This is a genomic window from Candidatus Photobacterium acropomis, assembly GCF_030685555.1.
Classification (GTDB): Bacteria; Pseudomonadota; Gammaproteobacteria; order Enterobacterales; family Vibrionaceae; genus Photobacterium; species Photobacterium lucens.
Genome location: NZ_CP131608.1, coordinates 572235 through 598450 on the forward strand (window position 1 = coordinate 572235; position 26216 = coordinate 598450).

Here is a 26216-nt window from a genome sequence, read left to right on the forward strand (position 1 = left end):
TGCTTTTTGCGTTGAGGAGAGTTAAAGCGTTAAGGCTGCTTTTTTGCTTTCGGATAAAGAACGATCAGGCTCATTATACCGATGAGTACAGCCGCAAATACTGAGCTAAAACGGACTAAATCATCCGCTAAGGCACTAATACTGGTTGAAGTAAGGCCATAAAATACCAGTACGACGTAACTGGTATACAACAGTTGAATTGAGTTTAAACTGGCTTTTTTCTCAACCGCATGGATCCCCATAAATAATGCGCTGACTAATGCTGCTCCTAATGTACCGATGATATTGACTTGTAATAGGCTCATTACCAAAGGTGGCACAGCATAAAGCACGCTGGCATATGTTGTGAGCAGTCGTCTTAGACCGTAATCTCTACCGATGCTTGGATCAGGATCTTTGATGATGAGAGCCACAATCACAGTAATGATAGTGCTTTGTTCCAGATTTAATTGGATAGCGCATACCAATACAAACATGATGATCAGGCTTTTGATCATGGTTTGCCAATCAAACAGGTATTTTATGTCTGAAGAGGGACCTTCCACTGTTTCTGCCAATGGTTCTCCTTTAGGAAAGAGAAAATAGGCTAAGTAGGCGGTAAATCCCGCAATAAAAATGTTTTTAAGCAGTGCCATTGGGATCTGCTCAACACTGATCCCTTTTTGTTGTGTAAACACTGCGATCATTGCCGTTGAAACAATCAACAAAATGGCAAAAACATCTTGTGCGTTGTTTTTTGTTCTCTCCATGCACCAATAAAAGACACCAAATAAGAATAGGTAATAGACTTGTGGATAGTCGATTAATAACCCACTCATTACAGCTTGGAGCCAAGCCGTGACAAACAGTATGCCTCCCATCAACAGCACCATGATAAAGGGTGGTGGCTCATGGGTTGTGGTTAGGAATACAGCGCACATTGCAGGGGCTAGTAAGGGTAAATCTGTTCCGAATACATACTGCCAAAACAGCAATAGTATAGGAAACAATGCCACCCTTATTAATGGATTAGCGGCACTATGATACATAGCTAATGTAACTCCATGCCCACATCCATAGATCTAATAGCTTTTCACCAATGTAGCTTTCATGCGGGTAAAAGCCCACCACCGCACGACCGCTGTATCGTAGTTGTACATCATCCGGTAGTTTTTCAAATTCAATATTCACAGGGAAGCGTTGTGCTTTTGGATTACTGGTTGGTGAGACTAATAAACCACTGCTTTGGTTATCTTCAAGGCTACCATTGCCGCTACTGCCCCAACCAATGGATGAGATCTTACCTTTAAACACTTCGCCTGGATAAGCATCAAATACAATTTTAACTGGGTTACCTGATTTTAGATGAGCGAGTGAGTTTTCACGTACCATCGCAGTTAGCCATAAATTGTGGTTATTGATAAAGGTCAGTAAAGGTTGACCCGTGCTGGCATAGTCGCCAATAGCGATGTGCATATTGGTGATCACGCCATCAGCAGGAGCAACAACTTTGGTGTGGTTAAGATTAAGCTGTGCTTGCTCTAGTTTATTGAGTACGGCTTGGATTTCAGGGTTATTTTCATCGCGAGGGCCAAATTCTTCTTGGGCCTTTTTAAGGGCAGAAGTTGCTTGAGCGAGATTTGCTTCTGCAATTTGTAAGTCGGCAACCACATTATCCATGCTCGCTTGGCTAATGGTGCCACGCGCTAACAAGATTCGATTACGATCGAGATTTTTTTTCGCATTGCTGACTTTAACTCGAGCAGCAACTTCATTGGCTTTTGCAACATTTATTGCGGCAGAATCAGCCCCATAAGATTGCGCAGCTTGTTGTAAATCGAATTTTGCGGCATTGACTGCTAGTTGGAAAGGGCGAGGATCTATAGTAATCAGTGGCTCGCCAACTTTCACTTCACTGTTATTAATGACGCTAACATTTGAAATGGTTCCTGAAACTTCAGGGCTAATACGGATGGTTTGCCCATTAATACGGGCTTGATCTGTCATTGGGGTCATGCGATCAGCCCACAGAGTATAAAGCCATACTGCTAAAACAATTGCAAAGATCCAGTAAGTAAAAGAACGTGCTTTGTTGATCTTGTTGTTATGGTTTTCTGAGGGGGTGTTATTGTCCTGCATTGTTATTCCTTTCATTTATGCTGTCGCAATCTTAATAGGTGCGACTATCTGCTAAAGCAAGTACTCGTTCTTAGTGATGGCTTGTATGGCGTTTGCGCTGTGTTAAAACATATTCGACAGATGTAAACTCAATAGAAAGATATTTAAGCCGATTAACTCTATGTGGTTGGAAAAAAATTCATACAATCAACGTCTAACGATTCCTATTATGGTTCATGTAATGATAAAAAACATTAATTCGCATCGACATATCAGTGAAAAGAATAATTTTATTTATTTGACTTTAGCTTTGGTGGTATTGCTGTTAAGTACTTCGCTGGTGCAAGTGTTGAAAGAAAGCTTAATGGAATATGTGCTGCAAGGGATCATTATTACTACCTTTGTGGTGTGTTTTGTTAGCCTGCATTTTGATCAGCATTGGTCTCGTTTTTTAAAAGCCTTGGCGGTCATTTGGATTGCAGCGATAGCTGTTAAATATCTTTTCCACATTAATGAAATGAGTGTGGTGATGTTAGGGCTGACGTTTGTGTTTTTCTTTGGCACCTTTAAATCACTGGTGAAACGTATTTTGTTTTCAGGTGAAATTGATACCAACAAGGTCGTTGGCTCGATTGCATTATTTTTACTGCTGGGGTTGATGTGGGCGATAGCCTATTTAATTTTGCTCGAGTTTGATCCGTATTCGTTTAAAGGAATACAAGCCATCGCATGGGAAGAGAATTTTTCTAATACTGCTTATTTTAGCTTTGTGACATTAACTACGTTAGGTTATGGCGATATTAGCCCTGCAACACCGATTGCGAAGGCGTTGGTATATCTCGAAGCGATAGTAGGAGTATTTTATATGGCAGTCGTGGTATCAAGCCTTGTGAGTTCGAGTATTGATCATAAGAAAACACTGAAACATCAAGCTGACAATTTCCACGATCAGCAAGGTTGATTTACTTTATCTTGTTATTATCCCATCAATGAAAGAGTTAGCATGATAGCTAACTCTTTTCTTTATTACGGTTAGATAAGAGTTTTAACTGGCTGTTTTCTCATTATTTGTTATTTCGTTCTGAGTGATGACATGTCTTAATATTGTGACGCTAAAGACTAAACCGTGAAGGTTTGCATTATTGAGATGTCAACTATACTCACAATAAGTTGCATATTCGGTGATGGTTCATGGAAGAGATCCAAAATAAGAACTGGCATCCTGTATTAATCACTCTTCATTGGTTAGTCGCAATAACGGTTTTAGGGTTATTTGCACTAGGCTGGTGGATGGTCGATTTAACCTATTATCATGCGTGGTATAAAACAGCGCCCTTTATTCACAAAAGTATTGGGTTGATGCTGTTTTTAGCGATGATTTTACGTCTATTGATTAGGATTTGTACTACTCAACCTCTTACTGCTAGCACTCACGCAAAGTGGGAATTATGGCTCGCAAGTAAAATACATTTTATTTTATATCTCATTGTTTTTTCAGTGGTGTTGAGTGGTTACTTCATCTCTACTGCAGATGGTCGTGGGATCAGTGTATTTGGTCTGTTTGAAGTGCCAGCACTAATCACGCCGTTCACTAATCAAGCAGATATTGCAGGGAAGATCCATTGGTATGCAGCATGGGCATTAATGGTATTTGTAGGGCTTCATATATTGGGTGCATTAAAACACCATTATTTAGATAAAGATGAAACATTAAAGCGAATGCTAGGCAAAGCATAACGCTAATAAAAAAGACATTACGAGAGATATGAATATTCAACGGAGGATTATGTCATGATCAAACATTTGTTGACTTCACTTATTTCAACCGCTTTATTTGCTTGTGTATTATTTGTGCCAACTGCACTTGCAGATAAATATCAGATTGATACTGAAGGCTCACATGCTTCGATACAATTTAGGGTGCAACATTTAGGTTACAGTTGGCTGGTTGGGCGCTTTAATACGTTTGATGGTCAGTTTAGTTATGATGAAGCGAAACCAGAAGCATCAAAAGTTAAAGTAATGATAGATACATCAAGTGTCGATTCTAACCATGCTGAGCGTGATAAACATTTGCGCAGTGAAGATTTTCTTAATGTTGAAGCGTTTCCTGTTGCGACATTTGAAAGTGAGTCGTTTGAGGAATTAGGTGACGGCAAAGCCTCAATGAAAGGGCAATTAACCCTTAATGGTGTCACTCAGCCAGTGACGATTGATGTGAAACACATTGGGGCTGGCGATGATCCTTGGGGTGGCTATCGTCGTGGTTTTGTTGGTACAACAACCATAGCGTTAAAAGATTATGGCATTGAAACGGATTTAGGACCTGCATCAACACAGGTGGAATTGGAATTTAATGTCGAAGGTATTCGTCTTTAGTTATGATATAAAGCGAGATAAACAATGACATTCGCTTCATTAAGCTCCTCGTAAAACAAGAAAAGTCGGTTGTGGATGTAAGACCATACATTCAACCGACTTTTTGTTCGCTATTGTTCACTATGACTCGTTTGATTAAGGAAATGCTGAAGCTGATGTATTGCCCGTAAATGACGTACATTATCAATATTAGTGATCATAACGAGCTGCTCAATGTTTCTCCCTTGTGCATCACGTAATGGTTGATCAAGCACTAATAGGGTAATGGTCAGTTTATGGCTATGGGCCGGGGATTTACCATGGCAAATCAGCATACCGTCATGGGCAAAATAGTCATGGCTATGAGCATTGAGTAGTGATAACACGCCCTTAGCATAATCACTATGTACAATCTGTTTTTGCTCCATTTTGTCACACAGCCATTTGATGGTTTTCACTAGTGATTTTTGTTCATCGCTGGCGCGTTCATCTTCGATACTATGGGTGATAGCCATAAGATCAGGGAGATCTCTATCATCAAAAATCAGCGGATTTAGTGTTGCTAAAGTGTCACTAATAAATTGCTCATAATTAAGGTTATCGGCATTTTGCTCTGCAAGTTTGATTAACTGGCTTAGGGGTAATCGTTGATCTTGGGTTCGGGTTATAGCGTCATGAATGATTTGGGTAATGTAACTTATCTCTTCATCGCGTAATGGTTCGATGAAATGCTGTTGATATTGCTCTGTTATTCGTTTTATTTGATAAAATAAACCCATTCCCGCATCACTATGCTCAAAAGCACTTAATGTGAGGTTGTTTTTGGCACGGTAAACCGCAGTGGTTAAGTAGCTAATAATGTCACTGATCAAGCGTGTATCAGTGACAAGGTTAGTATTTAATTCCCCATCTAAGGTAATTAATAGCTGATAGATAAAGCTTTCTGCTTGAAAACGTTTTTCAAAGAAACTTTCGGTGTTAAAGCCACCTAAAAAATACTCAGTAAGATGAAGAGCTTCATACTTATAGTGCTGTTGTTGCCAATTAAGCGTGCGACAGATAAGTGGATATAACTGGGTTAATGAAAGAAAATCGCCATTGTTCTTTTTATCAATCATTACGCCTTGATTGATGCGCATTAGTGTAATGATCAAGTAAATCGTCAGGATATTTTTAAAATCAGGTTCAATGGTTTTACCAAATTGTCGTTCAATATCATTAACCGCAGTGATAGCAAAATTTACATCAGCTTTCTCAAAGTATTGGCGAAGATGTGTGAGCAGATCTTGTTCATAGAAATAAGATTTATCCAGATAATGGATTGTATTGTTTTTAAAAAATAGATACTTGCTGGCGTAACGCATGGCGATATAGCGGATCTGTTTTTCTTTCCCTGTTACACAGATATTGTCGCCATTAAGAGTAATGTTGATAGCAAGGTAATTAAACACCTCGTTCACACGTTTTATATCTTTATTAAAGGTGGTGTGGCTGATCTTCAAATAATCACGGATATGGCTCACAGTCGGCTGTGGATGAAACAGGGCATTGATCGCAATGTATTCATCACGCTCTTCTTTGCTAAACACAAAATTATGGGCAAAGTGGTGGCTAAAGAAAGCACTGGCATCGAAGCCATAATGCAGTGAACCATGATCGATAGTGATCGCAGGTAGCTCAAGTTTTTCAAAGTAATAGTTAATGTTGTCGATTGCGTAACGCACGTTACGAGAGCTCATTGAAAATATAGCGGCAAGCTCGCTAACACTTTTATTGCTATGGCTCAGTGCTGTGACAATATCAAAATGTTTTTTATTTAAACTCATAGCCGTATCTAGGTTGTCTTTCCATGACAAAGGTATCCGATAGGCGTGCATAGTGGCGTAAAGCTGAGATAAAAGCTGAGAGCTAAAACACTAAATAGCAAGTGGAAGAAAGCGATGAATAAAACTGAGAGTTAGCGCGTTATAGATATGTTGTGATGTTTAACTTATTGTTATTAATTACTTAGTCAAGACAAAGAGATGTTTAGTTAAAATGCACTAAAGGTTTGATTGGCTCCATGTTAATGACGGTTTTGGTTTCAAATAATTGTTTAAGAAAACGTACCTCATGATGTGCTGATACTGTGCTGGTGGAAGGGGGGGAATGAGAGTCTGTTGATGGATTAGCCAGAGCTTTAAGGTTAACTAGTTTCGCTAAGGCATAGAACTTATGTACATAATCAACAGTTTCATTCGGTAAACGAAGCGCAGAAAAATGTTTATCAACCACACGTTTTAAGGCGCGTTGCACACGTCCTTCCCCTGAATTATAAGCCGCTAAAGTCAGTTTTAAATCCCTATCAAATTTATTGTAAAGAAAGATCAAATATTGCATTGCCGCCTCTGTACTACGAGCAATATTAAACCGCTCATCTTGTTGGTTAGAAACCGTAAGACCAAAACGCTTGGCGGTTGCCGGCATCAATTGCCATAAGCCTGCCGCTTTTGCATGGGAAACCGCATGTTGATCAAAGGTAGATTCAATCATCGGGATCAAAATCATGCTGCGAGGCAACTTATTCTTATCTAATTGCTGAATGATATGTTGCACAGTTTTTTGATGGCGAGTGAACTGGTTATTGATGACTTTTTTATGGGGCGATAAACGCTGGTAATGCAGGCTAACTTGTTGTTCAAACTTGGCTTGATAATGGGGCGGTATTGCTTGGCTTGGCAGTGAAAAAAGCAATATGAGTATCATGATCCCGATACGAAAAAGAGAGTGGGTGGCGATGCTTTGATAGCGATGTAAACCAGAGCTCATACTATTAATCCTGCATGAGATGAGGAAATGCATAGCGTGACTTTGCTTCTGGCTCGTATAACTGGCAAAGCAATTCGGTAAAGTTTGCTGATAGCAAACCATTACGCTGATTAAGGGCGTGGCATTGTTTGATCATAATTTCTAACTGAGCCCATTGCTGCTGAACCTGTTTTTGTAATTGCGCAGGTAATACGTTGTGTAATTTTTCGATGCCTTGAGCCGAAATAGGTAAGCCAAGGTTTTGCAGCGATTGGTAACGCAGTTGGCTACGCTGTTTTAGCACATCAATAAGCGGTTGCTGTTGGGTTGTTAATTGCTCCAACAATTTGCCATTAAAGGTCAAATAGCACTGATGTTGCTTTAACATCAGTGCATAAAGCTGACGATAATCAGCAATATCTCGCTGAATATCTTTTATTAAGCTGATAATCATTTGCTGTTTCGTGAAGGCTTGAGGCATAGGTGACTCCGCAAGTTTAGTGAGCCTTGGCTTTATTCATGTCCAGTATGAAATTGCAAAATTGCGCTTGAGAGCGCCTCAACATCTAAGCTAATTTCACCGCGATTCAGTGCTGCTTTAATTTGCTCGACTTTCGCTATATCCACATCAGGTAAGGCGTTTAGCGGTTGTATTGCTTGCGTTAATAGTTGGCTGTCAATGGCCGTTGACGCAGTCTGTTTAGCTACAGTTTGTTGCCCGGTGGTTGATTGTTGCTGTGCTGTTGTTAACTGTGTCTGATTGAAGTGAGTAGTGGCGATCTTATCTATTTTCATTAGTTTTATTCCTGCACAAGAAGCTCAATGTTGTTGGGCGACCAAACACACAGGAAAATTAAATAAAAATAATGCGTTGATAAAAAAAAGCCGCCAGTCAGTGACTAGCGGCTTGGGTTATGGTGTTTAATCGTTTAACGAGGCGCGACTGTCACACTGTTAATTGATAGCGGATCTAACGTTGGTTTTGGCAGTTTAAGTGCTTGTACTGCGTTTAAACCTGCAGCGGTGATCCCACCTTCGTATTGAGGCTCAGATTCACCTGGAACAAGGTAGGCTTTTGAACCTGGGCTCCATGCTGCAAAGAAATCAGACAGATCGGTTTGTGCTGCGTAAGAAGCACATAACATCAGCTGATCACCTTTACTCAATCCGCTTTGACTGTGACACATGTTATTGGCTGGTAATAGCATGTTCTCTTCTACATCATTACGAGTTAAGCGATGCATGAGTTTGATCAAATCCCAGCCTTTTAGTCCCGTTACCGTATGTGCGTAGTAGGACGGTAAAGGTGCTTTAACCATGTTATAGATATCAAACTCTTGCTCAGCCCATTCTTTTAATTGAGCAAACATCAGTAAGCGTTCACCGTTACCGCCAGCTGCCCACGCATGTCCATGTTCTAAGCGAACAAAATTCGGTGCCATTTTAATATCAGCTTCAACACGGGACATTTTACCAAGGTATTTATCCTGCATATAAAGCGCTAGTATGTTGTTCACCACTTCTGTTGCACCTTCCACATTAAATGGTGCTTCAGCCGCATTGTGACCAACTTCGTGCCATAACAACCAGTCATTTAATGGTGTTGTTGATAGGGCTGTTGAGGTTTTATTAAAGCTACTGTTCATCACTGGGTAACCCGAATGGGCTGCGCCAATAGAGATAGCGATATCGTTGACAAAATGGTGCTTGTTATTTGGTCGAGAGCTATCTGTCGCTTTGCCATTGCGTCCATTTCCTTCACCGACCGCTTCATCACGTGCATAGAAGTCATTTAAATCTGCAGAGAACATATCAAGTTCTGAAGCGAATTTACTTCTATCACCCTCATAATTTGTCGCTTTTAAGTTCTCAGCGGCAGCAGTATAGATAAAGCTATTTGATTCAATTTCACCAATAGGAGCCGGTGAGCTTTGATCGTTAACCCATTTATCAACCCTGAACCAAGGCGCATTAACCGTCCCAGAGAAGTTCAAGGTCACAGGACTGGCTTCATTACCTTGTACATATACCAGACCACCGTAAGGCGCTGTAAAACTAGCGGTTGCATTAGGTTGTAGCGTAAAGGTTTTGGTCATACGAGGTGGACGTTTTAAACCTAACTCATGTTTTTCACGACCCGTTAAATCATCTGCTAGCGCAACGGTTACCATGATCGGGTTGGTATTGCCTGATGCTGTAATTCTCATCGGTTCATGTGCAATAGCCCATTGACCCGTAGCTTGACGGTTTCCTGCAAACCAAGCAGCGGTGTTATTGCTTAAATCAACAGTGACGCTAGTGCTACCACCGCTGGTTGTGACTTCACCTGGGTATTGGCGTACATCGGCTTTAATATCAAGATCGAAGTAAGTTCGCCCCAACATTAAGCGTGTTAGCGGTTTTTCCATGTAATTTAATGGGTAGCTTGGGTTCATCCAGCCAGTGTATTTCCCGGCACTCTCACCGTAGATCATCTTATTGGTTTCAAGACTTTGCTTGAGCGTATTGCCACAGGTGGTTTGTCCTGCTGCGGTATCGCCATAACAGTTTAGAAACTCGGTAAAGCGCTCAAAGCCAAGTTCGTCTTCTTTGTTTTGTTCAAAGCGATAATCAAGATCGTTCCATAACCATACCGTCATATTTTGATAAATACGGTTAAGATCAACACTACTTAAACGCTCACCTTCACTGCCTTTTGTTCTAAAGTACAGTTCGTGTTGGTATAAGCGTTCAATGTTGGTACCAAGATCGGCTGCTTTCACCATGGCTTTCGCTGTTGCTTCATCCAGTGGCAGTTTTTTATAACGTGCTCTAAACATACCGCCTTCTAGTGGAATATTATTTCCAGGGCGATACTCTAGGCAGTTAATTTCATAGTGATAATCCGTTAGCGTACATTCTTTGACATTGAACTCTTTCAGAATACGTTGTTTGTCTGCTTCAATCGCATCTGGCGCTCTTTTTTCCCCTTTTTCGTAAGTATCAACGAATGCCAGTAATTGAACATTCTCGCCTTGTGCGTTTTGAATTGTCTTACGGGCGACTTCTAACTGAGGTTTATCATCAGGTTTGTTGTTAGTGATGAAATCCCAGCTAACAGTACCATCGGAGTTGATGGTATAAGGCAGTTTAATATTACCGGTTGTTTCGTCTTTGCTACCTGCATAGCGTTCTAATACCCAGTAACCGTGTTGACGTTGTGAACGTACACGATCAGGGTAGCCGTAGCTCGGTCCATTTCCTGAAATCGTTGACTGACCATTAATTGCCAAACCAGCGCCATCTAATAAACGAGTAAAATCATCATTTACGCGGTTAGCAATGCTTTCCATGATCAAGATATTACCGCCACGTTCAACATAGTTGAGTAGTTCTGTCACATCTTGTTGAGTCAGTTTGGGTTTATTGGTATCGGCTAATGAAGGCAGCACGCCATATGTACCAGAGCTAATTGGTGCACTGTTTTCGTAACCATTGAGGATCAACAGAGGCATGGTGTTAGGATCAATGCCACTAAAGCTTGAAAGCTGTTGAGCTGTCATCTTAAAGCGAGGATCAAGCACAAATGGTGCTTTATTACCAATCACTAGATGTCCAGAGCTACGGAAATATACATCAGAAATATTGGTACCTATGGTAATAGGCTCTGCACTTGAAGCATATTTTTCACCAATGAGGTAACGGAAGGTATTGGAGAAGAAATTCGCCATATCTTCTGTGTCATTATTAGTAGTCCAGCATTGGCCTTGATTATTGACGCCGTTATTCCAGCTATAGCCAGTTGGACATACTAAGATACTGTTATAGCGATTATTACCTAATAGCATGACTTTACCTGTACCCAATTCACCAATACTGATAAATGGCAGGTTAAAGGTTGCAGTATTGCCACCGACGTTATCGGGTTTCACCTTGGATGGTGCTTCCGTAATGTAAGCGAGCGAACGCTCATCCCATGCTTTTTTCTCGCCAAAACGAAGCCAGTGGTTATTATCGTTACGTGGCATTAACACTGGAAATGCGGCATTAGAAATATTGATCGCAGCTTGCCCTCGAGGGTAACCTGGACTGCCGTAAAACCAAGATTCATCAGTAAAAGCGTGGAAATTCTGAACCGGTAACCAGCCTTGATTGACGGCATCAGTACCTGCTCCCCACAGTTTTAAAATATCGGCTTGAATATTACCGCCAGCATCCATGGTGCGAGGGAAAGAAAGGCTTGAAAGGGTACGAGTTGCACTACATTGATTACCACAAATAGCAGTGTCGATATCCAGTGCTAAGCCTTGGCTAAATTGCTTATCAAACTCACCATCAACAGACTCTAACGTTCCTGTACCATTATCTAACATCACAGATTCAGACAATGATAGGTTAATAGCCTCATTGATGACGTTCGGATACATAGCAAATACTTGGCGTACACGATCGCTGATCACTAATTGCGCATCATCATGAGAATAACGCTGCAGTAAACGCTCAGCATTACGGCCTATGTGCTCTGCACCGAGATCGGCAATGGTCAATTGTGTTTTATTCGCTTTAATTTCACCTAGCTCAAAAGTATCGATACCAAATGAGACCGTCTCACCCCAGTTGAAGGTGAATTTGCCTTGCTCATCAGTAATACCACGAGAAGAGTGGCTGTAATATTCAATACCCAGTACTGGCTTGTTATGACTATCAACCAGTGTTCCTTGCGATAAGATCACTTCAGTTGGTTGATAAACCAAGTTTGATTCCGCATTAGCAGAAACAAAGTTTGAGTTTAGATCGTCACTTGTACCGGGAGTGACTTCTGGTTTTACATCGGGTTCGTGAGTAGAAGGTTTGCTATCAGCTTCTGTATTCTCTTCGACTTTATTATCTAATAGCTTCTTAAATTCAGTATTATTTAATGTGTGTAATTCTGTGGAGTGATACAAGCTGTTAAAACGTACTTGCTCGGCAGATGTTAGCGATAGTTCGATAACACCTCCGATTTCTGTACCATTTTTAAGCAATAAACTGCGGGTGTTATCTAACGCATTTTGTAGCTCAATAGCATCAGTGATCGCAATAAAACGATCTGAATCCGCCAAGTTTAAACGCTTCACTTTTTCCAATGTCGTACCTTTGGTGATCTTGAGCTCGACATTGCTAAATGTGGCAAGCTCAACTGCACCATAGTAACAACTAACAGTATCGCCATTGCTAATAATAAGACTGTTTGCGGTTTCGCCATTACATAACACGCTGTTGCCAAAACTAAGATCGCTATCTAAAGCAAAAAGCGCAGTGGCGGTTGGATCTGGCTCTACAGGTGGCTCAACTGGCGGAGGCGTGATCTCAGGCTCTGTTGGTGGCTCAACTGGTGGAGGCGTGATCTCAGGCTCCGTTGGTGGCTCAACTGGTGGAGGTGTGATCTCAGGATCACCAATATCAGGCTCTGGCTCAGGAAGAGGTTCTCCCGGCAGCATCTCCGTTGGGGGAATAATAGTTACGTCAGAGGAATTATCATCGTGACAACCCATCAACAAAATTGATGAGCTAATAGCAACAGCAATAAGTTTTTTTTGCATGAACGCATAACCTGAAAAAGTAATTTATTGCTGCTATATATTGTAAAAAAAATATCTTAACAATGTTATTTGTATGGTTATTTACATGTTGAAACAATATAGGTTTAACTTTTAATTATTGATAAAAGGAATAGTTATTTATGGAATAAATACCTTAAAAGATGTCAAAATAATGATGTATATTCTTTGTATACAAGTTGGTTTTTTGGCGTATTTTAAAATATTGTTTCCACTTTTCCTTGGGCGAAAATTCTGCCAGAGATCACTTTATGCGAGTTTTTGTTTTGAATTTTTATGTGCTCGTTCAGTTTTCCATGCTCTAAAGCGATACCTTTAGTTGTGGCTTGGAATTCTCCTTTTTTTGCCACAATGAGTACTTCATCCCCTTTGTTTATCAAAAATGGTTTCTTTATTAAGTTTTCAGTGATCAATTGCCCTTGGCGAACTCTTCTTGCTGTATATGAACCGACAGTTTGATCTATTGATGTCATGATGGCTTTAGGGCTTTTTAGTTGTATTGATTGGTGACTGAGCATGTCTCTGGTAATCATTTCATTGCGATTGATTAGTGTATTAGCAACCAGTACGGGCAGGGTGATTTCAACATAAATGGTTGCATTGAACTGCCAGTTCACAGCCGTGCTTTCACACGTAACTTGTCGTTTTAAACGCCCAATCGGTTGGGTTTGGTTATCTTGGCTAGAAAAGCGTAATGGTGTTGGGCAAGAAGGTAGTGATGAAGCTGCTGCTGGCAGTTTTACCTTAATTTTGCTGGTAACGTTCGACCATTGGTGTCGCTCGCTATAGTTGTCGATATCTTGCTTTATGGCTTTTTTTAATTGTTGTACTAACAATTTGGTATCAAGTTTATGATCTTGTAAGGCGACTTTCAGTGATGTTGCATTCGCTCCACCTAATGTGGGTAGCAGCAAGAACGTTAGTAATGAAATTACATGTAATATCTGCACAGTTTTTCCTTTCCGTTTAACTTCCCTTGGAGGAAGTTTCTATTCCGTTATGATTTTAACTTACTGAAAAGTAATGATTATTGTTGTGGCATGTATTTTGGATTCTCTCTTTTTATTGCAATCGTTATGGTGCTTGCTAAGGAGAGGTTGATGGCAATAAGTTTTGATAGTGCATTGGGAGTTCATCCACAAACGCTCGATTTTCGAGTGCAAAGAGCCAAAGTGCTTGCCAGTAATTTAGCAAATGTTGACACCCCTGGGTACCTTGCCAAAGATATTCGTTTTGATGCCATCGCAAATCAGATGCATTTGGGAAAAGTACAAAAGGCCACTTCTCAGCTGGTGGTGTCTGATGGTTATAGCGTGCCATATCAAAACTCCAAGGATGGTAATACGGTCGAACTGAGTGTCGAGCAAGCCAAATTTACCAAGAACAATATGGACTTTCAGAGCAGCTTAACCTTCATGAATATGAAATTTAGAGGCTTGGCTGAAGTAATTAAGGGGCGTTAACCATGGCTTTTACTGATATTTATGCCATTGCTGGCTCTGCAATGAATGCACAAACCATACGTTTAAATACTGTCGCAAGTAATTTAGCGAATGCTGATGCGGTAGCGGCAAATCCTGATGATGCTTATCAAGCGCTGAAACCTGTTTTTGCGACGGTCTATGGCAAAACACAGTTAACTGGCGATCAAGCTAATTATCCCAGTGCCGAAGTGAGGATCATGGATGTGGTTCAACACGCAGGAGAGGCAGAGAAGCGTTTTGAACCCAGTAATCCACTCGCTAATGATGAAGGTTATGTTTATTACCCTGATATTGATGTGGTAGCCGAAATGGCAGACATGATGTCAGCGACCCGAAGCTTTGAAACGAATGTTGAAGTGCTGAGTAACGTAAAAAGTATGCAGCAAGGGTTACTGCGTTTAGGGGAGGGTAATTAATGACTATTGCCCAATTTAGTGCCTTAAGCACAGATGTTCCCGCTATAGAGTCATCAACGTCTGCCGTTGCTGGCAATCCGAATAGTGCCAATGATGCCAATGGATTGAAAAATGAATTTATCAATTTGATGGTGGCACAGATCCAAAATCAAGATCCTCTCAATCCACTTGATGGCACTGAATATGTTGGTCAGCTAGCGCAATTTTCCCAAGTAGAAAGTACTGAGAATATGGCGAAGTTGATGCAAAACAGCATGGTATTACTCGATAACATGCAAGTGCTATCAACGGCTGGGTTAGTAGGGCAAACCGTTTATGTCGAGGGCAATGAGGTTGAATTAACGGATGCTGAGCAGCAAGGACGAATTGAATTAGAACATGCATCAAGCACCGTCTCGGTTGTTTTAACAGATCAACTTGGCAACAAAAAAATCATGCCGTTAGGCCCTAAAAATAAAGGTGAAGTGGAATTTACGATTAATCCTAACGCGTTGGGTTTAGCCAAAGGGCAATATCAAATCAGCGTTGATGTGGCGAAAGATATACCACAACCCAGTGTTTTGCTGGCAGGAGAAGTATCACAGGTTCGCGTGCCCTCTAATGGCGGTGCCGCGTTGGTCAATGTTGAAGGTATTGGTCGAGTACCGTTTTATCAAATTAGCCAGTTTGGCGAGTAAAGCTATGTAAGCTTTCGCTGGGTTTTCATCGTTAGCGAAAGTAATAAAGGAATTAAAGAAAAGAGGATGTTATGAGTTTTGATATCGCATTAAGTGGATTAGACGCAACTAATGTTCAGTTAAATACTATTAGTAATAATATTGCCAATGTATCGACCTCAGGGTTTAAAGAGTCTCGTACTGAGTTTTCAGCCGTTTATAACGGGATGCAGGCAAGCGGTGTAGAAGTTGCCGCAATTTCGCAAAATTTTGATAAAACAGGGACGATCACCGGGACTGGTCGACCGTTAGATTTAGCGATTTCGGGTAGTGGTTTTTTTGTCACTAAAGATCATACTGGGCAGATGCTATATACCCGTTCTGGCGTGTTTGGTTCAGATAAAGACAACCATATTGTCAGTAATAATGGGGCGAAACTTCAAGGTTATCCTGTTGATGCGAATAATAATTTGCAGACAGGTGCGGTAGGTGATTTAAAAATCACGACGGCATCGTTGCCAGCAAAAGCGACAGATGAGCTGACGTTTATAGCGAATCTTGATGCTCGTTCGAGTGTTATCGATACTGCTATTAATCCGTTTGATCCTAATTCAACGGATAGCTTTAACTCTTCCTACACCTCGAAAGTGTATGACTCTTTAGGTAACCCTCATACCGTCACACAGTATTTCACCAAAACTAATGCTAATGAATGGCAAGTGAATGTGGTCGTTGATGGCGCGGCTACACCGTCGCAAACCCAAAATGTTGTTTTCAATACCGACGGTACACTGCAATCACCAACGGCTCCTTTTGCTGTGAATTTTAATCCTGCTGGTGCGGATGCGGCGAATATAAATATTGATATAGCAGGGACAACTCAATTTGGTGCTGATTTTGGTGTGAGCACTAATGCGCCTAATGGGCATACATCGGGTGAATTGGCTGGCGTGCGTGTTGAAGATAATGGGATGGTGTTTGCCACTTACACTAACGGACAATCTCAATTACAAGGTCAGGTGATGCTGGCTGATTTTGCTAATCCTCAAGGCTTGGTAAAAACCAATAGCACTTCTTGGATCCAAAGTTTTAGTTCAGGCGCTCCTGTTAATGGTGCACCGGGTACGGGCACATTAGGCGGGTTGGTTGCAGGTGCGCTAGAAGGTTCAAATGTCGATCTGACCAGTGAATTAGTTAGCTTAATGACAGCTCAGCGTAACTATCAAGCCAATGCCAAAACCATTTCAACGTCGGACAAACTCACTCAATCACTGTTCAATGCTGTGTAGTAAGAGGTTGTCATGGATAGTTTTTTATATACCGCAACCAGTGGTGCAAGCCGAGTAATGAAAGCGCAGCATGTGCGCTCTAATAACTTATCAAATGCAGACACGGCTGGCTTTCGAGCAGATATGGAGCGGGTACAAAGTATTCCTTTGCAAGGTGCAGGGTTTGATGGTCGCACCGTTGTGGTCACCAATTCAGCAGCCACTCGGTTTGATGCTGGTGATGTGATCAAAACAGGGCGAGCATTAGATATTGCGATTAACGGTAATGGCTTTTTTACCGTGCAAACCATTGCTGGTAATGAAGCCTATACCCGAGCAGGTAATATTCGAGTCGATGAAGAGGGCATGATGCGTGTTAATGGTTTTCCTTTGATGTCAGAAGGGGAAGCCTTAGTGCTACCAGAGCATCAAGATGTGGAAATTAGCGATAAAGGTGTAGTGACTGTCGTGCCGCCTGGCGGTGGTGCCAAGTTGGAAGTGGGGCAATTGAAGTTAGTTGATCCTGAGTTTACTCAATTGCAAAAACACAGTGATGGTCTATTTCATCCTATAAACGATCAAGCGTTTGCGCAAGATCCTACTGTGGCTATAACGGCCGGGCATTTAGAAGGCAGTAATGTTTCTGCGATTAATGAGCTTGTTAGCGTGATGTCGCTGACTCGTAACTTTGAAATGCAAGTGCGGATGATGAAAACTGCAGAAACGTTAGCACAAGCAGGCACACGGTTAATGAATCCTCGCTAATGGCGTTGGTACTGATTAGTTACAAGGAGAGTCGTCATGCATTCAGCACTTTGGGTTAGTAAAACAGGAATGGCAGCACAAGATACCAAAATGACTGCGATTTCTAACAATTTAGCCAATGTGAACACAGTAGGTTTTAAACGTGATCGGGTGGTTTTTGAAGATCTGTTTTATAGCATTCAACGCCAACCAGGTGCGCAAGTTGATCAGTTAAATCAACTTCCTAGTGGTGTTCAACTTGGCAGTGGTGTTCGAGTTGTTGGGACACAAAAAGTGTTTACGCAAGGTAATTCACAAAATACCCAACAACAGCTGGATTTAGCGGTTATGGGATCGGGTTTTTTCCAAATTGAAAACTCTGATGGTCAAGTTATGTATAGCCGTAATGGGCAGTTCCACGTTAATTCAGAAGGCTTAATGGTTAACGGACAAGGCTTACCATTACAGCCTCAAATCCAAATTCCAGAAGAAGCCAATAGTATCTCTATCGGTGTGGATGGCATTGTTACAGCCACCTTAGCAGGAGATCCTGAGCCGCAAGAGTTAGGTCAAATCACCTTAGCCAAGTTTATTAACCCTGCGGGTTTAGAAGCGGTTGGCGGTAATCTTTATAAAGAGACACAAGCCAGTGGACAGGCACAAGAGATCATAGCAGGCACTGATGGCGCAGGCAGTTTGAAGCAAGGGGCATTAGAAGGCTCAAACGTACAGGTGGTGGAAGAAATGGTTGATATGATCACCACCCAACGGGCTTATGAAATGAATGCCAAAGTCGTCTCTGCTGCTGATGATATGCTGAAATTTGTCGCTCAAGCCGTGTAAGGAGTGAGGATGAATCCGCTTTTACTATTGCTATGTATTCTTTTTCTAATTTCAGGTTGTGCGGTACGTGAAGAGTTTATTCCGCCAGAGCCTAATGATGCTGCTTTTGCGCCACCCGATCTTGATTACAGCTTACCCGAAGCTAAACATGGCAGTTTGTATCGTCATAATTACTCGATGACCTTATTTCAAGATCGTCGTGCCTACCGTGTGGGTGATGTGCTGACTGTATTACTTAATGAGCAAACCCAATCGAGTAAAAAAGCCAATACCAAATTTGGTAAATCATCATCTATTGATTTTGCTGTGCCGACACTAGGTAATAAATCCTTTGATGATCTCTCTGCCAGTGTCAGTGGCGATCGTGGTTTTGATGGTGCAGCTGCTAGTACGCAAGGCAATAAACTACAAGGTGCAATCACGGTAACGGTGCATAAAGTTCTGCCTAATGGGGTGTTGATGATCCGAGGTGAAAAGTGGATTCGACTAAACCAAGGGGATGAATACATACGCTTAACGGGCGTGGTTCGGGTTGATGATGTGAATCGTCATAATCAAGTTTCATCACAGCGAATTGGCGACGCAAGGATCACCTACTCAGGACGAGGGGCACTGGCTGATAGCAATGCTGCAGGCTGGTTAACACAATTTTTCACTAGCCCATGGATGCCATTCTAATGAAAAAAATTGTTTATTTTATCCTGTCTTTTTTGTGTGTGACGTTTGGTTGGATGCCGCATAACGTTAGCGCGAAAACAGCGGTACCTATGATGGATTTAGTGGATGTGCAAGGCATACGTTCAAATCAGCTGGTGGGTTATGGCTTAGTGGTTGGTCTTGATGGTTCAGGTGATCGTAATCAAGTGAAATTTACTAGCCAGTCAATTACCAATATGTTGCGTCAATTTGGGGTACAAATTGGCGATAGGATCGATCCAAAGCTTAAAAATGTCGCTTCAGTAAGTGTGACTGCTACCGTTGAAGCGATGGCGGGACCTGGTCAAGAGCTCAATGTCGTTGTTTCATCTATTGGTGATGCGAAAAGCCTACGTGGCGGTACTTTATTACTGACGCCACTGAGAGGCATTGATGGTGAAGTTTATGCTGTTGCACAGGGCAATGTGGTTGTTGGAGGGGTAAAAGCAGAAGGGCAAAGCGGTTCAAAAATCACGGTCAATACTCCAACAACAGGACGCATTCCTAATGGTGCAACGTTAGAGCGAGAAATACCGACAGACTTTAATAACAGCAGCATAGTCACCCTGAATTTACGCCAACCAAGTTTTACTACCGCAAAGAATATTGCTCGTGCAATCAATACTACTTTTGGACCTAAGGTCGCGACAGCAGTAAGTAAAGGGCGAGTGGAAATGCGTGCGCCGCAAGACTTACAACAACGAGTGACGTTTATGTCGATGTTGGAAGACTTAAAAGTAATGACGGGGCGAAAGGCGGCACGGGTGGTCTTTAATGCGAGAACAGGAACCGTGGTCGTTGGTAAAAATGTTCGTGTGAGTGAAGCGGCGGTTAGCCACGGTAACCTTACAGTGACGATTTCGGAAAGCCAACAAATCAGCCAGCCTAATGCTTTTAGTCAAGGCACAACAGAGCGTGTCAACAATTCCACTGTCGATATCAACCAAGATGAGGCGCAAATGTACATTTGGCCAGAAGGAACTGAGCTTAATACTATCGTTAATGCCGTGAACAGCTTAGGTGCGTCACCTGATGATTTGATGTCTATTTTACAGGCATTACATGAAGCAGGCGCATTGAATGCTGAGCTGGTAGTGATCTAGGAGGCTTTAATGAATAGCGAAACTAATATCACGACGCTCAGTAAGAATAATATGCTTTATCACGATAATAATGGCTTGCAGCAAATTAAACATTCGATCTCCGATCAACAAGGGTTAGAGGTGGTTGCAGGGCAATTTGAAGCGATGTTTTTGCAAATGGTGTTACGTCAAATGCGGAGCAGTAGCGATGTGTTAGCGGATGAAGACAATCCGTTTTCGAGTAAACAGCAGAGCGTGTATCGAGATTTTTACGATGGCCAGTTAGCAATTGAAATGGCAAAACAGCAACAAACGGGGATCAGTGAAATGCTTATGAAGCAGTTAAGTCCTGATCGCCAATTTAATAATGCTGATAGTTCTGTCGCCTTAACTCATCAAGCGCGACCATCACAGGAAAAACAGTCAGTTATTCAGCAAGACACGGCTCATGCTATTGCTATGAGTAATAGCGTTGCCTTTCAACAATCACTGCAATATTACAAGGAGCGTTAACGGCTATGAATATGATCAATATTGGCTTAAGTGGTTTAAATGCCAATAAAACAGCCCTTGATGTCACGGCCCATAATGTTGCTAATGTCAACACTGTCGGCTATAGCCGACAACAAGCGATGATGAGTGCGTTAGCGGGACGTGAACTTTTCAGTGCTGGCAGTGGTGTGGAAGTTGATAGCATTCGCCGTGTATCGGATCAATTCATTGTAAAACAAATGTGGGCGGCAACCAGTCAACAAGCAGCAAGCAATGCGAATTTAGCTAATATGACGATGCTAGAAAGCCTATTAGGTGGCGAGGGTTTTAATATTAGTGCTGGCTTGGACTCGTTATTTTCAGCATTAAATGATGCGACGTTAAAGCCTGAATCTACCCCTAATCGTCAGCAAATTATTAATGAAGCTAAAGCGTTATCTCGTCGTTTTAATACCTTGTCTGAATCTTTGCATGGTCAAGGTAACCGTATCAGTGATAAGGCGACGGCATCTATTGAGCATGCTAACAGCTTAATGAGCAATATTGCTGATATAAACCATCGCGTTGTTGAGACACAAGCGACCGGTGGTAATCCTTCTCAGCTTATTGATGAGCGAGACGTATTAATCAAACAGCTTTCTGAAGTCGTAGAGATCAGTTCAACGCAACAACCTAATGGTAGTTTGCAAGTCACGTTAGCATCAGGGCAACCTTTGATATTAGGCAGTGATGCTGCACAACTTAAAGCGACACCAATCGTGAATGAACCTTTCATTCAGAATATTGAAATCGACTTTGCCGGGCAAATTTTTGCGGTCACAGGTGAACTTGGTGGTCAACTTGGTGCTTACGATGACTATCTTAAAAATACCTTAAAACCCACTCAGCAAGCGCTTAATGAAATGGCAGAAAATTTAGCTTCAGAATTTAATCAGGTACTGGCTGGTGGTTTTGATTTAAATGGCGTTCCAGGACAAGCATTGTTTTCATTTGATCCTAATTCTCCAGCGGCAAGTTTAGGGATAACGGATATTACGCCAGCAGAGCTTGCACTGTCGTCAGATGGGACACCGGGCAACAGTGATACTCTGCAAGCCTTGATCGATTTGTCGACAAAACCAATGGCGATCACTGGGTTAGGTAATGTCAGCTTGAATGATGCATTTGCTTCTATGGTGGGTAAAACGGCTATTGAAACACGACAAGCTGCAGTTGATCAAAAAGCAGCGGAAACCTTGTTTAGCCAAGCCAACGCAGCGAGAGATAATTTAAGTGCGGTTAACAGTGATGAAGAAGCGGCAAACCTGATGACATTTACCAATGCTTATCAAGCCAATATGAAAGTGATCAGCACAGCTAATGAGTTGTTCGATTCAGTATTACGATTACTGTAAGGGATGAATGATGAGAGTCAGTGATACGCAATTTAGTCAGCTAATGTTAACTAGCCTATCAAAAAATAACCAAGGCTTAGGTGAAGTGTTAGCGCAGATGTCGACAGGTCAGCGATTACTAAAATTGTCTGACAACCCGATTGATTCCATCAACTTATTGAATCTTGAACGTGAAAATAGCGCAATAAATCAGTATCAAGACAATATCAATAATGTGAAAACAGCGTTGTCAGCGCAAGAGGTTCATTTAATGGCAGCAAGTGATACGTTAAAAGATATGCGAGATACCTTATTATTAGCGTCAAATGGTGCCATTTCTAACGCAGATAGAGATAGTTATGCCAGTAAATTAATCAGTTTACGTGATGCATTGATCTCTTCTTTTAATGTTCAAGATGAAGAAGGCAATTACCTTTTTTCCGGTACTCAAAGTGATGTTCCAGCGATCACACCGCAGTCTGCTGGTGGTTATATTTTTGAAGGCAACAGTGATAAACGTGTGGTGACGGTAGCAAAGGGCGTGACGATGGAAGCCAATTTTGCTTCACAAGAAATGCTCGATCTTGGCGGTAATAATATCTTAAATCAGATTGACGCAGCGATAACCGAGTTACAAACACCGACAGCAAACCTCAATAACACCTTACAAGCAACGTTAAACACTCTAGATATAACACATGATAACGTTTTAGCAGCAGTAACCGATATTGGTGGGCGTCATAATAATTTAGATTTAATGGAAACCAGCCATGGTGATAATAAGCTATTTGTTGAAGCGGTAACCAATGATCTAGAAGCGTTGGATTATGGTGAAGCGTCGGTACGTTTAAATAATTATATGGCGGCATTACAAGCAACACAGGCGAGCTACATGAAAATTAACGATTTATCATTGTTTAATCGTTTGTAAGGTAGTGCAGTATTATGGTGACCAGTACAGCGGAAGTTAGAACCCAGAATATTCACTTTACCAATGCCAACAAGCAGTCGGTGGTAACTCCTGCTGTGGCTGGTAAGGTTGATGCTAAAAATGCTTCGACTTCGCCGTTAAAGCAATTGAGTTATCAACCTGATGGGTATGCAGTTTCTAAAACACTACTTGCGAAAGGGCAGCAGCAAGCAACATCAGTACAAATTGCACAACAAGCGTTAGGTGCGGTAGGGCGAGAATTACAAGCCATAAAGAAGATATTAAGTGCAGAGCTTATTGTTCAGCGTGCTATTGAACCATCCACTCAAACAAAAGCTAATCGCCATTTGGATTCGCTAAAAAACATACTTAATCAAGTCAAAAGTAATGGTCTACGTGTCATTGATGCCGAGCTAAAGGTGAATATTGATAGGCCAATAACACGGACATTTTCAGTACCCGGTTTGAATGTCCAGCGTCAGCGAGAGCACAGTGAACTGATTAAATTAAGCTTTTCACAGTTAGGAACGGTTGTTGTTAATATGGATGCGAAACTAAGTGATAAAGCGTTAGTTTCGCAGATAGATCGTCATGTGATCCCTTTTGGTCTTCGCGCATCAGTGCAAGATAATGGTGATATTACATTTCGTGCCAATGAACATGATTACCAAAGTCTTGAAGGTAAAGTGCAGGTTGTTGGTCAGGGGCATAGATACCCAGCGGGACAGGCAAATACGTTAACGATTAAGCCTGAACCGGAAGGGATTGAAGATGGGCAACTTAGCTTAAATAACCGCGAGCAAATTCGCGATACATTAGTAAAAGTGAATCAGCATTTACGGCAAGTGCAACAAAGTCTCGATGATATAAAAGCCTACCAAACGGCATTGGCGAAACAAATGGCAGCAGCGAAAGCTAACACTGCTGTGAGTGATATCAAACAAGTGGAAGATAAGCTTAGCCAGCTGTCAGGTACGGGTAACCAACAGTTTAGCGCAACTTATCGAACCTTAGCGGCACAAGCGAACGTTCACCGTCATACTGTTGTTGCTTTATTAAAATAACGGTCGCTTTTCCTATTGCTGATTTTCATCGGCACAGCATTCATCTTGTAAATATGCGATCACTGAATCTAATTTCTGGTATTCCGCCACGCAAAATAAGGTTCGTCCTTCTCTACGCTGTGAAATCAATCCTGCTGATGCTAGTCCTGAAATATGGTGAGAGAGAGTAGAGCCGGGAATCGCCAGTTTTTCTTGTAAACCACCCACAGCAATACCTTGATGACCTGCTCTTATCACCGATTTGTAAATCATTAATCGTGTCGGATGACCTAATTCTTTCAATGCTTTAGCGATAATTTCTGTATTCATCTTACGTCTCGTACTGATTTTATATTTCGATAATACTAGAAATATCTTGATCGTTCCAATCGGTTAATCTATATTTCGATTATTCTAGAAATATAGATTAAAGGTTTTGTGATGTTAAAAGATACGTTAGAGATGTTTCTCTTTTTAGCTACTGAGCTAACACTACTGTTTTTATTGATTAGCTTTTTAGTGGGAGTGTTGCAAAGCTATATTCCACCGAAAAAGATCCAGCAGATACTGAGTGGTAAACAAGGGAGAGGTTATATCGTGGCTGGCCTGTTAGGTGCGATTACGCCTTTTTGTTCTTGCTCAACGATTCCGTTTTTAAAAGGCTTGCTCAGAGCAAAAGCAGGTTTTGGCACCATGATGGTGTTTTTGTTTGCAAGCCCGTTACTTAATCCAATCATTATCGGCTTATTTATTGCTACTTTTGGCATTAAAGTCGCGGTGTTTTACTTTGTAATGGCGATGGGAGTTTCTGTCATTGCGGGTGTGGTGTTAGAAAAGCTTAATTTTGAGCGTTTTGTAAAGCCAGAAGCCTATATTGAGCCTGAACCATCATGTTGTGCGAAGAGTTGTAGCGGTACTAAGGTTGAAACCAATGAATGGAAAAAAATCTGGGATACCACTTGGAAAGACTTTAAAAAAGTACTGCCGTATTTAATTGGTGGTATTGCGATAGGTTCTGTAATTTATGGCTTTATGCCAACGGAATTTGTTGCCAAAGTAGCTAATGAAAATAACCCATTTGCGATTCCGGTAGCGGCTATTATTGGTATCCCGTTATACATTCGCGCAGAAGCGGTGATCCCATTAAGTGCGGCATTAGCAGCAAAAGGAATGGGATTAGGTGCGGTAATGGCATTAATTATTGGTAGTGCTGGCGCGAGTTTAACTGAAGTTATCTTGCTGAAATCAATATTTAAAACTCCAATGATCATTGCTTTTGTTACTGTGATTTTAACCATGGCGATGAGTGCAGGTTATATATATGGTTGGATATTTTAATGTTCACCATGGAATTTCAGTACCATCGTAGCTAAAGAACTTACCATTATCTTCTAAGCTCAGTCGCTGCAGTAAGTGAATTAATGCTGCAGCGACTTTTTCTGGCGGTTGTAAATTACCTTCAGGTACATTTCGCTGAAAAGGCTTTGATAAGTGGGTATCAGTTGTTCCGGGATGAAACGCAATAACACAGGTATTAAAGGCTTTATTTTTCCATTCAATGCTAATGGTTTTCAAAGCCATATTTAATGCCGCTTTTGAACTTCGGTAACTTACCCACCCACCTAAATGATTGTCTTCAATACTGCCAATTTTTGCCGAAACAGTAACAAAGTAATTCAATGTTTTTGATTTTAATTTAGGAGATAAGTACTTAGCGAGGAGCAGAGTAGGTAATACGTTCGTTGCGATATTTTGATTGAAAAAATCACTATCAAATTGAGTTATGGTTTTTTCTGGCATCATATCGCCACTGTGTAATATGCCAACTGCATTGATCACGATATCAAGTTGGTCAAATGTTTCTGATAACTTGGCCACATCAGAATCTTTGCTGACATCAGCACGATGCCACGTGAGCTGAGGGTGTTCAATAGTTGGTTGGTTGCTGCGGTATGTTGCATGGATATGATTAACTGCGCCTTGGCCTAGATATGCGTTTATTAAAGCTGAACCAATGCCTCCTGTGCCCCCTAAGATTAAAATGTGCATAGATTAATTCCCTCTACATTTAAGTTGTATCACATAAACTGGCACTCATATGTAAATGTATTAGCTATAATTGATTCGTGTGCTGAATGGTAATTATAGTTTTTATGCTATGATTTAGGGTATTTTATTGTCGGTATAATCTTTGTGTTTTTTATATGGGTAGTGAACGTTACATTGCGATATTTGAAAGTGTATAAGTCACTTACATTTGTGAATTTTTATATTTTATATTGCTTTTAAGTGTATGATTTATTGGTTTTTATTTTTTTATCGTGCCTTTTAAGTGAAAGAGTGATTATTTAGAAAATGTAACTATTA

Annotated in this window: 26 protein-coding genes; 16 read left to right on the top strand and 10 right to left on the bottom strand. The window is 41.2% G+C overall.

The genetic code is table 11. From position 1 onward, the window contains the following. Nucleotides 1–29: 29 nt before the first annotated feature. Nucleotides 30–1028, bottom strand: coding sequence for a DUF2955 domain-containing protein (locus Q7657_RS02595; RefSeq protein WP_107166036.1), 999 nt, complete (start codon nucleotides 1026–1028; stop codon nucleotides 30–32). Beyond that, nucleotides 1018–2118: an HlyD family secretion protein gene (locus tag Q7657_RS02600; RefSeq protein ID WP_107166035.1), complete on the bottom strand. Its 1101-nt coding sequence runs from the start codon at nucleotides 2116–2118 to the stop codon at nucleotides 1018–1020. The genes Q7657_RS02595 and Q7657_RS02600 overlap by 11 nt, the downstream gene beginning before the upstream one ends. A 220-nt stretch (nucleotides 2119–2338) precedes the next feature. On the opposite strand from Q7657_RS02600, the gene Q7657_RS02605 reads away from it, so the two are divergent. The 3 genes from Q7657_RS02605 to Q7657_RS02615 all read left to right on the top strand — a co-directional run bounded on the left by Q7657_RS02605 (nucleotide 2339) and on the right by Q7657_RS02615 (nucleotide 4476). Further along, nucleotides 2339–3058 (top strand): potassium channel family protein, encoded by a 720-nt coding sequence (locus Q7657_RS02605; protein WP_107166175.1) that lies wholly within the window; start codon nucleotides 2339–2341, stop codon nucleotides 3056–3058. Between the two features lie 230 nt (nucleotides 3059–3288). Continuing rightward, the gene (locus tag Q7657_RS02610) at nucleotides 3289–3834 is read left to right on the top strand and encodes a cytochrome b (RefSeq protein ID WP_107166034.1); all 546 of its coding nucleotides are present in this window, start codon (nucleotides 3289–3291) and stop codon (nucleotides 3832–3834) included. Between the two features lie 54 nt (nucleotides 3835–3888). After that, nucleotides 3889–4476, top strand: a complete 588-nt coding sequence (locus Q7657_RS02615) for a YceI family protein (protein ID WP_053988742.1) — start codon at nucleotides 3889–3891, stop codon at nucleotides 4474–4476. 110 nt (nucleotides 4477–4586) lie between these two features. Here Q7657_RS02615 and Q7657_RS02620 read toward each other — a convergent pair whose 3' ends face one another. The 6 genes from Q7657_RS02620 to flgA form a co-directional block, all read right to left on the bottom strand. Beyond that, entirely contained in the window at nucleotides 4587–6281 is a 1695-nt protein-coding gene (locus Q7657_RS02620; RefSeq protein WP_181319850.1) for a helix-turn-helix domain-containing protein, read from the bottom strand. A 202-nt stretch (nucleotides 6282–6483) separates the two neighbouring features. After that, nucleotides 6484–7263 carry a lytic transglycosylase domain-containing protein gene (locus Q7657_RS02625; RefSeq protein ID WP_107166032.1) on the bottom strand — a complete coding sequence of 260 codons (780 nt, stop codon included), beginning with the start codon at nucleotides 7261–7263 and terminating at the stop codon, nucleotides 6484–6486. Nucleotides 7264–7267: 4 nt separating this feature from the next. Then, the gene (flgN, locus tag Q7657_RS02630) at nucleotides 7268–7723 is read right to left on the bottom strand and encodes a flagellar export chaperone FlgN (protein WP_107166031.1); all 456 of its coding nucleotides are present in this window, start codon (nucleotides 7721–7723) and stop codon (nucleotides 7268–7270) included. Nucleotides 7724–7755: 32 nt separating this feature from the next. Further along, entirely contained in the window at nucleotides 7756–8037 is a 282-nt protein-coding gene (gene flgM, locus Q7657_RS02635) for a flagellar biosynthesis anti-sigma factor FlgM (protein ID WP_107166030.1), read from the bottom strand. Nucleotides 8038–8171: 134 nt separating this feature from the next. Further along, a complete protein-coding gene (locus tag Q7657_RS02640; RefSeq protein ID WP_107166029.1) occupies nucleotides 8172–12803 on the bottom strand; it encodes an SslE/AcfD family lipoprotein zinc metalloprotease in 4632 nt (1543 codons plus the stop codon). 215 nt (nucleotides 12804–13018) lie between these two features. Beyond that, the gene (gene flgA / locus Q7657_RS02645; RefSeq protein ID WP_258178248.1) at nucleotides 13019–13771 is read right to left on the bottom strand and encodes a flagellar basal body P-ring formation chaperone FlgA; all 753 of its coding nucleotides are present in this window, start codon (nucleotides 13769–13771) and stop codon (nucleotides 13019–13021) included. A 150-nt stretch (nucleotides 13772–13921) separates the two neighbouring features. Here flgA and flgB point away from each other — a divergent pair, with 150 nt between their 5' ends. The 12 genes from flgB to Q7657_RS02705 all read left to right on the top strand — a co-directional run bounded on the left by flgB (nucleotide 13922) and on the right by Q7657_RS02705 (nucleotide 23870). Then, nucleotides 13922–14284: a flagellar basal body rod protein FlgB gene (gene flgB / locus Q7657_RS02650; RefSeq protein WP_107166028.1), complete on the top strand. Its 363-nt coding sequence runs from the start codon at nucleotides 13922–13924 to the stop codon at nucleotides 14282–14284. Nucleotides 14285–14286: 2 nt separating this feature from the next. Further along, a complete protein-coding gene (gene flgC / locus Q7657_RS02655; RefSeq protein ID WP_023935271.1) occupies nucleotides 14287–14721 on the top strand; it encodes a flagellar basal body rod protein FlgC in 435 nt (144 codons plus the stop codon). Beyond that, nucleotides 14721–15398 carry a flagellar hook assembly protein FlgD gene (gene flgD / locus Q7657_RS02660; RefSeq protein WP_107166027.1) on the top strand — a complete coding sequence of 226 codons (678 nt, stop codon included), beginning with the start codon at nucleotides 14721–14723 and terminating at the stop codon, nucleotides 15396–15398. The genes flgC and flgD overlap by 1 nt, the downstream gene beginning before the upstream one ends. Before the next feature lie 71 nt (nucleotides 15399–15469). Then, on the top strand, nucleotides 15470–16666 hold the full coding sequence (flgE, locus tag Q7657_RS02665) for a flagellar hook protein FlgE (protein WP_107166026.1): 1197 nt from the start codon (nucleotides 15470–15472) through the stop codon (nucleotides 16664–16666). Nucleotides 16667–16678: 12 nt separating this feature from the next. Continuing rightward, nucleotides 16679–17410, top strand: coding sequence for a flagellar basal-body rod protein FlgF (gene flgF, locus Q7657_RS02670; RefSeq protein ID WP_107166025.1), 732 nt, complete (start codon nucleotides 16679–16681; stop codon nucleotides 17408–17410). 36 nt (nucleotides 17411–17446) lie between these two features. Next, nucleotides 17447–18232 carry a flagellar basal-body rod protein FlgG gene (gene flgG / locus Q7657_RS02675; protein ID WP_008988938.1) on the top strand — a complete coding sequence of 262 codons (786 nt, stop codon included), beginning with the start codon at nucleotides 17447–17449 and terminating at the stop codon, nucleotides 18230–18232. A 9-nt stretch (nucleotides 18233–18241) separates the two neighbouring features. Then, the gene (flgH, locus tag Q7657_RS02680; protein ID WP_107166024.1) at nucleotides 18242–18910 is read left to right on the top strand and encodes a flagellar basal body L-ring protein FlgH; all 669 of its coding nucleotides are present in this window, start codon (nucleotides 18242–18244) and stop codon (nucleotides 18908–18910) included. Further along, nucleotides 18910–20031, top strand: coding sequence for a flagellar basal body P-ring protein FlgI (locus Q7657_RS02685; protein ID WP_107166023.1), 1122 nt, complete (start codon nucleotides 18910–18912; stop codon nucleotides 20029–20031). Before flgH ends, Q7657_RS02685 begins: the two co-directional genes overlap by 1 nt. Before the next feature lie 9 nt (nucleotides 20032–20040). Continuing rightward, nucleotides 20041–20523, top strand: a complete 483-nt coding sequence (locus Q7657_RS02690; RefSeq protein ID WP_107166022.1) for a rod-binding protein — start codon at nucleotides 20041–20043, stop codon at nucleotides 20521–20523. 5 nt (nucleotides 20524–20528) lie between these two features. Further along, nucleotides 20529–21896: a flagellar hook-associated protein FlgK gene (gene flgK, locus Q7657_RS02695; protein WP_107166021.1), complete on the top strand. Its 1368-nt coding sequence runs from the start codon at nucleotides 20529–20531 to the stop codon at nucleotides 21894–21896. 10 nt (nucleotides 21897–21906) lie between these two features. Beyond that, the gene (flgL, locus tag Q7657_RS02700; RefSeq protein ID WP_107166020.1) at nucleotides 21907–22806 is read left to right on the top strand and encodes a flagellar hook-associated protein FlgL; all 900 of its coding nucleotides are present in this window, start codon (nucleotides 21907–21909) and stop codon (nucleotides 22804–22806) included. Between the two features lie 14 nt (nucleotides 22807–22820). Next, nucleotides 22821–23870: a flagellin gene (locus tag Q7657_RS02705; RefSeq protein ID WP_107166019.1), complete on the top strand. Its 1050-nt coding sequence runs from the start codon at nucleotides 22821–22823 to the stop codon at nucleotides 23868–23870. A gap of 12 nt (nucleotides 23871–23882) precedes the next feature. Here Q7657_RS02705 and Q7657_RS02710 read toward each other — a convergent pair whose 3' ends face one another. After that, the gene (locus tag Q7657_RS02710; RefSeq protein WP_008988946.1) at nucleotides 23883–24179 is read right to left on the bottom strand and encodes an ArsR/SmtB family transcription factor; all 297 of its coding nucleotides are present in this window, start codon (nucleotides 24177–24179) and stop codon (nucleotides 23883–23885) included. 111 nt (nucleotides 24180–24290) lie between these two features. Between Q7657_RS02710 and Q7657_RS02715 the strand changes: the two genes are divergently transcribed. Beyond that, nucleotides 24291–25187: a permease gene (locus Q7657_RS02715; protein ID WP_107166018.1), complete on the top strand. Its 897-nt coding sequence runs from the start codon at nucleotides 24291–24293 to the stop codon at nucleotides 25185–25187. 3 nt (nucleotides 25188–25190) lie between these two features. Here Q7657_RS02715 and Q7657_RS02720 read toward each other — a convergent pair whose 3' ends face one another. Beyond that, nucleotides 25191–25898: an SDR family NAD(P)-dependent oxidoreductase gene (locus tag Q7657_RS02720; RefSeq protein WP_107166017.1), complete on the bottom strand. Its 708-nt coding sequence runs from the start codon at nucleotides 25896–25898 to the stop codon at nucleotides 25191–25193. Between the last annotated feature and the right edge of the window lie 318 nt (nucleotides 25899–26216).